The organism is Flavonifractor porci (assembly GCF_037572415.1).
Lineage (GTDB): Bacteria > Bacillota > Clostridia > Oscillospirales > Oscillospiraceae > Flavonifractor > Flavonifractor porci.
On the sequence record NZ_JBBHLB010000004.1, the window covers coordinates 279030 to 291654 of the forward strand.

Here is a 12625-nt window from a genome sequence, read left to right on the forward strand (position 1 = left end):
TTGTTTGTAGATCAGTTCAGGAAGTCCTTCAGCTTCTTGGAGCGGGAAGGATGACGCAGTTTACGCAGGGCCTTGGCCTCGATCTGACGAATACGCTCACGGGTCACCTTGAACTCCTTGCCGACCTCCTCCAGAGTGCGGGTGCGGCCGTCCTCGATGCCGAAACGCAGCTTGAGGACCTTCTCCTCGCGTTCGGTGAGGGTGCCCAGCACGGAAACCAGCTGCTCCTTCAGCAGGGTGAAGGAAGCGGCCTCAGAGGGCTCGGAGGCGTCCTCGTCGGGGATAAAGTCGCCCAGATGGGAGTCTTCCTCCTCGCCGATGGGGGTCTCCAGGGAGACAGGCTCCTGGGCGATCTTCAGGATCTCCCGAACCTTATCCACCGGCATATTCATCTCCTCGGAGATCTCCTCGGGGGTGGGATCATGGCCCAGCTCCTGGAGGAGCTGACGGGAGACACGGATGACCTTATTGATGGTCTCCACCATATGGACGGGGATACGGATGGTACGGGCCTGGTCGGCGATGGCACGGGTGATGGCCTGCCGGATCCACCAGGTGGCGTAGGTGGAGAACTTGTAGCCCTTGGTGTAGTCAAACTTCTCCACAGCCTTGATGAGGCCCAGATTACCCTCCTGGATCAGGTCCAGGAAGAGCATGCCACGGCCCACATACCGCTTGGCAATGGACACCACCAGACGGAGGTTGGCCTCGGCCAGGCGCTGCTTGGCGGCCTCGCCCCGCTTTACCAGCCGGCGCAGTTCTTTGATATCATCCTCGGACAGCATGACCTCTTCGCCGGCTTCTTTTGCCCGCTCTATCTCCTCCAGCTGCTCCTTGGCGGCATCGCCGGCGCCCATATCCTGGGCCAGCTGGACCTCTTCATCGGGGGTGAGCAGGTTGACCTTACCGATCTCCTTCAGGTACATCCGCACCGGATCGTCGATGCCGAAGGAGTCCACCAGAGTATTGGGGTCTACGATCTCCTCTTCGGGCAGATCTTCGATTTCGTTGAGTTCCTCCAGAGGAGGCATGGTATCGTCAGCCAGCTCGGGCAGATAATCGTCGCCCACAGTGTCGATGCCCAGGTTCTCCAGGGTATCGTAGATCTTGTCCATCTGCTCGCTTTCCAGGTCCATGTTCTCCAGCACGTCCATCAGTTCGCTGGAGGAAAGCTTGCCGTTTTTCTTACCCCGCTCGATCAGTTCGGCCAGTTTTTCAGAGCCCTGGACGCCTTCCACCACCTTCATGACCTCAATCTTGCCCTGCTCCATCTTCTTGGCGTTGTCGCGGGCCAGCTTGGCCTGATCCTCCAGGGTCAGGGTGAGCTCTTTTTTACCGGTGGTCTTCTTTTCACTCATGCGGTTGTCCTCCATATGATTTTTTCTCTCTGAATTTATCCCGGGCTGCCAGCAGCGGGTCCAGTCCGGCGCCGCCCCGTTTGGCGGCTTCTGTTTCGATGATCTCTAAGTAGTCGCGCAACGCTTGGCTGCGATTGGAACGGGTCTCCGGTTGTTCCAAAAGCCCGGTGATGTGACTCATCTCCTCCGGGTCCAGCGATCCGGACAGCGCGCCCAGCTGTAAGCTGAGCCCCTGGCTGTGCCGCTGCTTGAGCAGCACATAGAGCTTGGCCAGCAGGGGAGAGGAGAATTGGGAGGGGTCCAGCCCCTCTGTCTCAGGCAGCAGACTTGAGTCCAGCAGCAGCAGCCGGATTACACCCTCCTCCGCCCGGGCGGAGCGGATGTTCTCGTAGCGCAGCTGCCTGGATTTGGGCTGGAGCTGGACGGCAGGGGTCAGGTCCTTTTTTGCCTGGACCTTTCTAGCCCGCCAGGCCCGGTCCTTTCGGAAACGAGCCACCTCCTGGGCCATGGCGGTTCCGGAAATGCCTGCTACTGCCGCTGCCTTGTTGCCGTAGATCTCCCGTTCAATGGGGCTTTGAAGGGCGGCGATGGTGGCTACTGCTTCCTTTAGGTAGGCCAGCCTGCCCTCCTCGCTTGACAGGTCATGCTTTGACTGAAGGCTGTCCAGCCGGTAGTCGTTCTGGCCGGCACTGCCGTTGAGGCATTTCTCAAAGGCAGTGGGCCCAAACTTTTTAACAAAATCATCCGGGTCCTGTTTGATGGGCTTGCCTTCGGCGTCAAAGGCGTTGGGCAGCTGAAGTACCCGGACGGTGAGGTTGGCATTTTTTAAAATGTTGAGCACCCGGTCGGTGGACTGCTTGCCGGCGGCATCATTGTCGTAGCACAGCACCAGTTCCTTGGTGTACCGGGCCAAAATGCGGGCGTGTTCTTCGGTGAGAGCGGTACCCATGGTGGCTACCACATTATCAAAGCCCGCTTGGTGCAGGGTGATCACGTCGATGTTGCCTTCCACCAGCACCAGATTGGGGCGCTTGGTATTCTTGGCAAAGTTGAGGGCATAAATGAGCCGGCCTTTTTTGAAGAGTACCGTCTCTGGGGTGTTCAGATACTTGGCGCCCTCCAGTCCGGGGAGCAGGCGGCTGGTGAAACCCACCACTTCGCCCCGCACGTCAATAACCGGGAGCATGAGCCGGGACCGGAACTTGTCATAAATGCCACCGTTCTTCCCGGCCACCGCAAGACCGGCGTCGATGAGTTCCATCTTGGTGTACCCCTTGGCGGTCATGGCCTTGGTGAGGGCGTCCCACTGGTCGGGAGCGGCCCCTAGACCGAACCGGGTAGCGGTACGGGGAGAGATTTGCCGCTGAGCGATGTAGTCCCGCACCTGTTGGCCGCCGGGACTGGTAAGGTAGTCATGATAGAAGCGGGCCGCGTCTCTGGACAGCTCCAACAGCCGGGTTCGCTTTTTGCGGTAGGCCTCGTTTTCTCCGGCCTCAGGCACCTCCAGTCCTGCCCGCTTGGCCAGCAGCTTTACCGCGTCAAGAAAAGGAAGGTTCTCCATCTCCATGACAAAAGAGATCACGCCGCCACCCTTGCCGCAGCCGAAACAGTGATAGATCTGCTTATCGGGAGAGACGGAGAAGGAGGGGGTCTTTTCATTGTGGAAGGGACACAGGCCCCATAGATTGCTTCCTTTTTTTGTGAGGTGGACGTAAGAAGAGACCACATCGGCGATGTCGCTGCGGGCCACCAGATCGTCAATAAATTGTTCTGGTATCGCCACAGGCATCCTCCTTCCGACTATGTTTTCCAATCAATGCCATTTTCATACGCGAACATGTGTAAAGTCAAATAACCTTACAAAATGAACTCCCGATAAGAGGGGAAGTAACGAGTTGGAATAATCAAAACCCTTTAAAATCAAGAAGTATAAAGTGAGATTACTTTACGCTCCAGGACTTCGGGATAAAAGCGTCGCTGAACTGATCTACGGCATATTTATCGGTCATACCGGAGATATAGTCGCATACGGCACGCTCCACACCCTCCTCCACACGGATATCCTGATATTCCGGAGGCAGCTTGTCCGGGTCCTTCACATAGAACTCAAACAGACGGCGGATCATGTCCTGAGCCTTTCCCTCTTCTCCTTTGGCCACCGGGCTGCGGTAGACATATTCAAACATGAACTCCCGCAGTTCATTCATAGCGTCCCGGCAGGCGGGGGACTGGACAATGTCGTTCTTTCCGGCGGACTGGGTGATGATGTCCACTGTCAAAGTGTTGATTCGCTCAGAGTGGGTGAAGCCCAGCACCTGGGACACCGAGAGGGGCAGGTCCATGGGGTAGATGATCTTGCCCCGCATGGCGTCGTCAATGTCGTGATTGATGTAGGCGATCTTGTCGGCCAGCCGCAGCAGACGGCCCTCCAGGGTCTCAGCCTGGTCGGGGCCGGTGTGGCAGAGGATGCCCCGGCGCACCTCGTAGGTCAGGTTGAGTCCCTCGCCCTCCCGTTCCAGGCGGTCCACCACCCGCAGAGACTGCTCATTGTGGGCAAAGCCGCCGGGCATGATCTCGTTGAGGACCCGCTCTCCAGCATGGCCGAAGGGGGTGTGGCCCAGATCGTGGCCGTAGGCTGCCGCTTCCGCCAGATCCTCGTTGAGGCGTAAGCCACGGGCGATGGTGCGGGCGATGCGGCTGACCTCGATGGTGTGGGTCATGCGGGTACGGTAGTGGTCCCCCTCCGGCTCCAGAAAGACCTGGGTCTTGTGCTTGAGCCGCCGGAAGGCCTTGGAGTGGACGATCCGGTCGATGTCCCGCTGAAAGCAGGTCCGGGTGGGGCAGGGCTCCAGAGGGACCAGACGTCCCCGGGAGTGGGCGGACAGGCAGGCATAGGGGGAGAGCAGGGCCGACTCGGCGGCTTCGGTCTGTTCACGCAGTACCATGGTCGCTCACCAGCCTCTCAGCAAATTTCAACCTTTATTCTTTATACGCCGCAGCCTGGATAAAACCCTTCTTTTTTTGCGGATTTTCTATTATGCTCACAAATTCCCTTGAGGAAGGTGGAGAAATTCGTCACTTTGCTTGCCGGTGAGCAGGGCCAGCAGAGAATCAGGGGTGGAGATGATCTGCTGTGCGCCCTGTCCGGTCAGAAATTGTGGATCACGGAAGCCCCAGCTCACGGACAGGCAGGGCAGACCGGCGTTGCGGGCGGTCTGGATATCCACCTCGGAGTCGCCTACATAGACGGCCTCTTCGGCATGGGCGCCCAGCTCTTTCAGGGCGCGAAACACAGTATCAGGGGCGGGCTTGCGGGCAATGCCCTGGGATTCACCGATGGCCACCTTCACCCGATCTCCAAAGTAAGTCTGACACAGACCTTTGACAGCGCCGTCAAATTTATTGGACACCACTGCCAGTTTGATCCCGGCCTGATTCAGACCGTCCAGCAGTTCCAGCACACCGGCGTAGGGGGCGGTGCGGTGTTCCATGTTCAGCAGGTAGTGGGCCCGGAAATCGGCCAGACATTGCGCCTCCAGTTCTTCGGGAGTGCCCCCGGGCACGGCGCGGTGGATGAGCAGCCCAACTCCGTTGCCCACAAAGCGGCGTACCTCATCCAAAGAGCGGGTGGGCAGTTTGTGGAGCGCCAGAGCGTAGTTGGTACTGTCGGCCAGATCCTGAAGGGTATCCAGCAGGGTGCCGTCCAGATCGAAGATTACAGTGGAATAGGGGATCATAACAAGCCTCCTTATCAGCAATGGCAGGAAATGCGGGCGGTCTGTGGGACCGCCCGCATTGTGGGTCAGTAAAGTCCGTTGGCAGAGAGGATCTGGGCAACCTGCATAGCCCGGTTGGACCAGGCGGCGGCGGCTCCGTGTTCCCGCCGGCGGGCGGCAGGCCAGCCTGCCGGCTCCTCCAGAGCGCGGATGCACAGCCGCGCAAACTCGCCGGGGCTGTGGGCGGCGTAGATCACATCGGGAAAGTGCTCCACATGGTCAGGGAAGAACATGGCAACAATGGGCTTGCCGGAAGAGAGATATTCATAGATCCGGCTGGGTACCACATCCGCGCCATAGTCGGATTGGCGTAGCAGATGGAGGCACACGTCGAAACGGGACAGATAGTCGGGAATATCCACCGGCAGTTGGCGGCCCAGCAGACGGACGTTGGGCAGGGACTCCAGAGTGCGCAACTGGGGATTGTAGGGTTCTGCCCGACCAACAAAAACAAAGGTACACCGGGGCAGGGCGCGGGCGGCCTGGATGGCTGGCGTCAAGTCCAGATCTTCCCAGATCGTGCCCACAAAACCCAGTACCGGGCCGGCAAGGTCGGCCAGGGGAGCGGGGCACTCTGTACTGGCACGGGAAAACATGGGATAACTGACTCCGTTGGGAAGCAAGGCAATGTTGTCACTGCAGGGGGAAAGATGGTCGGCCAACCCCTCGGAGGCGGCAAAGATCACGTCGGCGGCCAGGGCCAGGTCGCTCTCCCACTCAGGCGGGGTGTCCAGCCAGTCCTGAGCGCAGTCATATACCAGCCCCTGATGAGGAATGGCGTCCAGCAGGTGGACCTGCTCCGGAGAAGTACACCAGAGCAGAGGTTCCCGAAACCGGTGCATATCCATCAGTTTGAGGATGTGGCGGGTCAGCTTGCGGTCCCGGACGAACCGGAGCAGCCGCTGATCCTCGGCGGCCTCAGGCGCGGGCGGGAGGGCGTATACAGTTAAACCGGGGCGCACCTTCCGGCCAGGCTTGCGGTAGCTGCGGGAAGGAGGCTCCAGAAAGAGAATTTTGGCATCCTTCAGCCGGGTCATCAGCTGCTGGGTGCGGGTGGGAATGGTGCTCCAGGGCTGGGAGGAGAGACACAGGATCTGTTTCAACGGGACACACCCTCCAAAAGCTGGCGAGCGGTCTCCTGATTGCGTTCCTCCACCTGGCGCAGGCGTTCTACGCCGCCGGACAGGAATTCGGTGTCTCCGATCCGGGTATAAACCGCGTCGATATAGCCGCACAGGGATTCCACCGTCACCTTATCCAGATCGGTATATAGATCCTGGCCGATATAGGAGAGGAAGGAACTGATTTTCTGGTCGTATACCACGCCCACCAGGGGTACACCCTGACCGGCGGAAAAGACCAGGGCGTGAAGCCGCATAGAGATAACCGCCTGCATCCGGGCAAACAGACCGATGGTGTGATCGGAACTGCCGGTATGGGTGAGAATGTGGTGGGGGGCTTTCATATACTTTGCAGCCAGCTTGGCGGCATCCACGTCCAGACGGCGCTCAATAGGCAGAAAGACGGGAGTCAGGCCGTATTTTTCATAGGCGTAGTCGGCGGCGGCAGCAAAAACGGGGGCCTTGGCCTCGAAGCCCGGCCAGGGCCGCAGGGCAAACCCGATATATTTGCCGTTGGGGTCGATACCCTGGCTCTCCAGAATACCGTCCACCACGGGCGCGGGAGCGGCGGGCAGGATGACCGTGGGGTCGGCGGAGAGGATGATCTCCGGGTGGGTGACCTTCATGTCGGTCAGTTCTTCACGGGAGTGAGTGTCCCGCAGGGTGATGGCGTCCACGCTCTTCTGGAGCACCTTGGACGCCCGTTTCCGGTTGGCAGGGGAGTGGATGGGACCAATGCCGCAGCCGTACATCATAACCTGATTGCCCAGCCGTTTGGCCCAGGAGATGGTGAAGAGATAGAACCACAGGGAGCGGTGGCTGGTTACGTCCTGCATCAGGGAACCGCCGCCGTTGATATACAGCTTGGTTTTTCGCATCCGCCACAGGAACTTGGGGAAGGCGAAGGTATAGATGGAGTTGACGCGATAGGTGCGCCGGGTATCCTCCGGACTGCGGGAGAGCACCCAGATGGGCAGGTCGGGGTCTACCTGCCGCAGCTCGGTGACGATGGCCTCCAAAATGGCGTCGTCACCGGCGTTGCCCCGGCCATAGGCTCCGCATACCAGGGCGCCGTCCCGCCGGCCGGTCTTGCGGTCCTGGCGGCGGAGAATGGTGTCGTAAATGGAGAGCTGCCGCTGCAGGGTGCTCTCCAGGGAATAGTCCTCCTTGGCCCGCTGATAGAGCCGCTGGCCCATATGCTGGCGCAGTTCCCGATCCTGGGCCAGCGCAATGAGGTGGCGGGAGAGTCCCTCGGCGTCCCCTGCCTCAAAGAGGAAGCCGTGAATACCATGCTCGATCAGGTAAGGTACGCCGCCCACTCGGCTGGCTACTGTGGGCAGGCCCGCCCGGGCGCCCTCGGTGAGGGAGTAGGGGAAGGTTTCGGAAAGAGAGGTGAGGGTATTGATGTCCAGGGCATTGTAGAAGCTGTCGGTGTCGGACACCCAACCGGCAAAGCAGACCTGCTTGGATACGCCAAGCTGGCTGGCCAGATCCTTCAGCATTCCCATCTGCTCGCCGTCACCGGCGATAAGCAGCCGCAGATGAGGGCAGACTTTATGGGCCAGCGCAAAGCCGCGGACCAGGGTGGCAATATCCTTGACGGGATTGAGGCGGGCGGCAATGCCCACCACAACGGACTCCTGGTCGGCATCCAGACCCACGCTCTTCCAGTATTCCTCCCGGGAGAGGGCGGGGGTACGGGGCGTAAAATCAATGCCGTTGTAGATGGTAAACAGCTTGTCCGGGTCAAAGCCCCGGGAGATGAGCAGATCGGTCATGGCGTCGGAAACGCCAATACGGTAGTCCAGCCTCCGAAGGGCGATGGTGTTGATGGTGCCGTAGGTGATGCGGGAGAAGGGACGGCCCAGGTAGTCCAGCCGATAATCGGAGTGGACGGTAGTGACCACGGGCAGGCCGGTGGCCTTCCGCAGCAGGGCGCCCATCAGGTTGCCCCGGGCGCCGTGACAGTGGAGGAGTTGATAGCCCCCCTCCACGATCATCTTTTTCAGGGTGCTGCGGGTCTTCAGCAGATTGTGTCCAGGCAGGACCACGGTGGGGATACCCAGTTCCCGGGCTTCCTGTGCAAAGGGACCTTCCATAAAACATACCATGGTAACATCAATGGTATGGGCAAGATTTTTCAGCAGGGAATGAACGTGAGTTTTGGCGCCGCCGCTGTCGCCGCCGGAGATGAGGTGCATGACCTTCATGAAATCAAAACCTCCAAAGAAAAAAGAAAGTACTTGTGTCTCGGTGGGGATCTATGATACAATAACCCGGTACCATTGTACCAAGTGCGACATGAATTTACAACCTCGGAGGCTGCAAAAAGATGATAGACGAAAAGGGAAGATTGTTTGGTAAAATCAACATCGTGGATCTGCTGGTGCTTCTGGTGATCATCATCGCGGCGGTGGTGTTGGGTATGAAATTCCTCAAACCCGGCAGCAGCGGCATTGTGGGCGGAGGCGCCACCACCACCCATGTGGAATATACCGTGTTGGTAGAGAACGTTCAGCCGGCGGTTTATGAGAGTATTAAGGAAAATTATATCCCTTCCACCCTGATGGCCTCCGGTGAACTGCTGGACGGCCAGGTCACCGGCGTAGAGGCCAAGCCTCACGGCGGAGATGTGACAGTGAGCACATCCGGCGATACGATCGCTTTTACTGCTGATAAGGGACTGCTGGACCTGACCTTCACCGTGGAGTGCAATGTGGCCAATCCCATTACCACAGAGCTTGGTACCCAGGAGGTGCGTGTGGGCAAGAACCACATTCTCAAAACCGATAAATTTGAGCTTAACGGTGTGGTTCTGGACTGCACCTGGAGCGAGAACGCCGAGTAAACCGGCTGAGATCGATCAAAATAGGGAGGGCGGCGGTCATAGTACCGCCGTCCTCTTTCCAATAGGAGGAACTTATTATGCCCCAATGGCTGCTGCAGATAGACGGCGGTATTCTGCTGTGGATCCAGAACTTCCTGCGCTGTGCTCTACTGGACCCTATCATGATCGTTTACACCCGGATGGGCGACGCTGGCATCCTGTGGATCGTGCTGTCGGTGGTGCTCCTCTGTATTCCCAGGACCCGCAAGGCGGGCTTTGTCAGCTTGATCGCCATGCTGCTGGGCCTGCTGTGTACCAATGTGGCGCTCAAACACCTGGTGGGCCGGGACCGGCCCTGGCTGGTGGTAGAGGGGCTGATCCCGCTGGTGGCCGAGCACGACCCCAATTCCTTCCCCTCGGGCCATACCTGCGCCGCCTTTGCGGCGGCCTCTGCCTGGTGCCGAACCCTGACCCGGCGGTGGATGAAGGTGATGTCCCTGGTGATGGCCGCTCTGATGGGCTTCTCCCGGCTCTATGTGGGCGTCCACTTCCCTACAGACGTGTTGGCCGGTATGGTGGTGGGTCTGCTGTGCGGCTGGCTGGCCTGGCTTATCTGGAAGGGGCTGGCCGCCTGGCGGGGCTGGGAGGCATAACCATGCGGGCAGAAGAGATGCAGACCACTCTGCGGAATGGAAGCCAGTGCCTGCTTCGCAGTCCCCGCCCGGAGGACGGAGAGATGGTGCTGCGCCATCTGCGCCGGGTGGCGGCGGAGAGCCCATTTACCGCTTTTCTGCCGGAGGAGATCAGCAATACCCTGCGGGAGGAACAGGCCTTCCTCAAACGGCAGCTGGCCAGCCCGGGCAGATTGATGCTGGCCGGATTTGTGGAGGGAAGGCTGATTGGACTGGGGGGTGTGGGCCCCGCAGCCGCCAACCGCAAATGTGGCCACCGGGCTGAGTTGGGGCTGTCTATCCGCCGCCGTTGGTGGGGCCAGGGCCTTGGCCGGGCACTGGTGGATGGACTGTGCCGGGAAGCTGGGCGCATGGGCTATGCCCGCATGGAGCTGTCTGTGATGGAGGACAATGCCCGGGCGGTAGCCCTCTATGAATGCTGTGGGTTTGAGCGTTTTGGCCTGCTGCCCGATGCCTACCGTACAGAGGGAGGCAGTCAGGCCGCCATTTTGATGAGTAAGCCATTATAAAACGGACGCCGGTCCCATAGGACCGGCGTCCGTTTTATCTGAGTTTATTCGGTGGTGTAGTTGTCGAAGTAGCCCTGGATGTAGACGATAGGAGTACCCTTGTCGCCGGAGCCGGAGGTCAGATCGCACAGAGAACCGATCAGATCGGTCAAACGGCGGGGGGTGGTGCCCTGAGCGGCCATCTTGCCCACCAGAGAGCCATCCTTTTTCTTGATCTCGCCCTTGATGGCCTCCCGCAGCGCCTCGCCGGACAGAGCGGCAAAGTCGTTGTCAGCCAGGTACTTCAGCTTCAGCTCATTGGGAGTACCCTCCAGACCGGCAGTGTAAGCGGGGGAGACCACCGGGTCGGCCAGCTCCCAGATCTTGCCCACAGGGTCCTTGAAGGCGCCGTCGCCGTAGACCATAACCTCCACGTGCTTGCCAGTGGCTTTCAGCAGTCGGGCCTGGACTTCCTCAACCAGATCCTGGCAAGGACGGGGGAAGAGCTTTACCTTGTCCTCGGTGGATTTGTTGGAGCCCAGCAGGCCATACTTCTCGTTGTAACCGCTGCCGTTGACAGGGGCGGTCATGATCTCGTCCAGACAGAACACCTTCTCGCCGCCGGCGGCAACCAGACGGCGCTTGGTACGGGCGCGGGTATGGATGTCGCAGGCCAGCACGTTCTTGGTATAAGGCAGAATGGCCCGGGGATCGTTGGCGAAGATGACCTCTACCTCGGCGCCGGACTCCCGGATCAGGTTGGAATAATAGTCCACATAGTCCACCCCGGTAAAGGGGTGGGTGGTATAGCCGAACAGCTCACGGTAGCGCTCCAGAGAGAGCACATCCTTATAGGGATCCACGCCCTTTTCGTCCATCAGATCCTCGTCAATGAGGTGATTGCCCACCTCATCGGAGGGATAGGACAGCATCAGGACTACCTTCTTGGCACCTTTGGCAATGCCCCGCAGGCAGATGGCAAAACGGTTGCGGCTGAGGATGGGGAAGATCACGCCAATGGTCTCTCCGCCCAGCTTGGCCTTTACATCGGCGGCAATATCGTCCACCGAAGCGTAGTTTCCCTGGGCGCGGGCCACAATGGCCTCAGTCATGGCGACCACGTCGCGGTCGCGTACGGAGAACGCGCCATCGTTGACCGCCTCCAGGACAGACCTGGTGACGATCTCGGCCAGGTCATCTCCGCTGCGGATAATGGGGGCGCGGATACCCATGGATACGGTGCCGACCATCCGGCTCATAGAACAACACTCCTACTATAGTTGGATTCGCTGCGGTATTCCCGTAACGGTGAAATTATACTATATTTTTTTCTGCTTGTAAAAGGTTTTTTCTTTGCCCAGAGACTTTATTCGACGGATACCCATTGCCGGACCATGTCCAGGAACCGGGCTGTCAGGGGAGAGAGAAGCTTGCCGCTGCGCACCGCCACGCCGATCTGGCGACTGCGGGGGTGCTCCAGGGGAATGGCGGCAAAGGATCGACCGGAACTCTGGAGTACCAGTTCAGGCATGATGCTCACCCCCAGCCCCTGCTCGATCATGGACAGAATTGCAAAATCGTCGTTGACTGTATATTGGAGGTTGGGGTGGAGTCCCTCCTCCTGAAAAATGTGGTCGATCTCTACGTCGCGTTCCTCATTGATACGGATATAGGGGTCCTGGGTGAAGCGATCCATGGGGTAGCAGGGGGCGTGGGCCAGCGGGTGGTCGGGGGGGAGCACCGCCAACAGGCGGTCCTGGCGCAGGGCGATGGTATCCAGTCCCTCCCCGGCGGGCAGGCCCAGGAAGCCGCAGTCCACGGCGCCCTGGCGTACCATGTCCTCGATCTCGGCAAACTCCCAGCTGCTCACCAGTTCAAAGTGAATGCCGGGATAGCGTTGGAGAAACTCTTTCATGATTGCGGGGAGCCAGTGGATGGATACACTGGTGAAGGTGCCCACTCGCAGGGTACCCCGGGTCAGGCCGTGGAGGTCAGCCACCTGCTCCTCCAGTTCCTTGTGGGCGGTGCAGACGGAGCGCAGATAGGGGAGGAGGGTTTCACCGGCGGGGCTGAGCCGGACGCCGCCACGGCCCCGGACCAGAAGCTCCATGTCCCACTCCTGCTCCAGGGCGGCGATCATCCGGCTGGCTGCCGATTGGGTATACCCCAAGGCCTCCGCTGCCCTGGTGATGCCTCCCACCTCCACAGTTTTCAACAGGATCTGATACTTGATCAAACTCAAAATAACCATTCCATTTCATCATATATTATATGAAAAAGATTCGTTTGCTTCATAGTAAACTCTATTGTATACTATAGCCAGAAGGAAGGCAAGAGCGTTACAACAGAAAGGAGCGATTTCC

11 protein-coding genes are annotated in these 12625 nt (G+C 59.4%); 3 read left to right on the forward strand and 8 right to left on the reverse strand.

Features of this window, described 5'->3' with window-relative positions; translation table 11 throughout:
- Positions 1-11: 11 nt before the first annotated feature.
- From rpoD to csaB, 6 genes are all read right to left on the reverse strand, one after another.
- A complete protein-coding gene (gene rpoD, locus WHJ28_RS05310; protein ID WP_340040375.1) occupies positions 12-1358 on the reverse strand; it encodes an RNA polymerase sigma factor RpoD in 1347 nt (448 codons plus the stop codon).
- Complete coding sequence (dnaG, locus tag WHJ28_RS05315) at positions 1351-3141, reverse strand: DNA primase (RefSeq protein ID WP_340040377.1); 1791 nt, start codon at positions 3139-3141, stop codon at positions 1351-1353. The genes rpoD and dnaG overlap by 8 nt, the downstream gene beginning before the upstream one ends.
- Positions 3142-3298: 157 nt before the next feature.
- Positions 3299-4303, reverse strand: a complete 1005-nt coding sequence (locus WHJ28_RS05320) for a deoxyguanosinetriphosphate triphosphohydrolase (protein WP_340040379.1) — start codon at positions 4301-4303, stop codon at positions 3299-3301.
- Positions 4304-4399: 96 nt separating this feature from the next.
- Positions 4400-5095: an HAD family hydrolase gene (locus WHJ28_RS05325; RefSeq protein ID WP_340040381.1), complete on the reverse strand. Its 696-nt coding sequence runs from the start codon at positions 5093-5095 to the stop codon at positions 4400-4402.
- 65 nt (positions 5096-5160) lie between these two features.
- Positions 5161-6237, reverse strand: a complete 1077-nt coding sequence (locus tag WHJ28_RS05330) for a glycosyltransferase (RefSeq protein ID WP_340040383.1) — start codon at positions 6235-6237, stop codon at positions 5161-5163.
- Positions 6234-8465, reverse strand: coding sequence for a polysaccharide pyruvyl transferase CsaB (csaB, locus tag WHJ28_RS05335; RefSeq protein ID WP_340040385.1), 2232 nt, complete (start codon positions 8463-8465; stop codon positions 6234-6236). Before csaB ends, WHJ28_RS05330 begins: the two co-directional genes overlap by 4 nt.
- A gap of 122 nt (positions 8466-8587) precedes the next feature.
- Here csaB and WHJ28_RS05340 point away from each other — a divergent pair, with 122 nt between their 5' ends.
- The 3 genes from WHJ28_RS05340 (at position 8588) to WHJ28_RS05350 (ending at position 10283) form a co-directional block, all read left to right on the forward strand.
- Entirely contained in the window at positions 8588-9103 is a 516-nt protein-coding gene (locus WHJ28_RS05340; protein WP_340040387.1) for a DUF4330 domain-containing protein, read from the forward strand.
- 77 nt (positions 9104-9180) lie between these two features.
- Complete coding sequence (locus WHJ28_RS05345; RefSeq protein WP_340040389.1) at positions 9181-9735, forward strand: phosphatase PAP2 family protein; 555 nt, start codon at positions 9181-9183, stop codon at positions 9733-9735.
- A gap of 2 nt (positions 9736-9737) precedes the next feature.
- Positions 9738-10283 carry a GNAT family N-acetyltransferase gene (locus WHJ28_RS05350; protein ID WP_340040391.1) on the forward strand — a complete coding sequence of 182 codons (546 nt, stop codon included), beginning with the start codon at positions 9738-9740 and terminating at the stop codon, positions 10281-10283.
- A gap of 44 nt (positions 10284-10327) precedes the next feature.
- Here WHJ28_RS05350 and WHJ28_RS05355 read toward each other — a convergent pair whose 3' ends face one another.
- Together WHJ28_RS05355 and WHJ28_RS05360 are read right to left on the reverse strand one after the other, a co-directional pair.
- Positions 10328-11521 carry a coenzyme F420-0:L-glutamate ligase gene (locus tag WHJ28_RS05355; RefSeq protein ID WP_340040393.1) on the reverse strand — a complete coding sequence of 398 codons (1194 nt, stop codon included), beginning with the start codon at positions 11519-11521 and terminating at the stop codon, positions 10328-10330.
- A gap of 107 nt (positions 11522-11628) precedes the next feature.
- Positions 11629-12513 carry a LysR family transcriptional regulator gene (locus WHJ28_RS05360; protein WP_340040395.1) on the reverse strand — a complete coding sequence of 295 codons (885 nt, stop codon included), beginning with the start codon at positions 12511-12513 and terminating at the stop codon, positions 11629-11631.
- Positions 12514-12625: the final 112 nt, after the last annotated feature.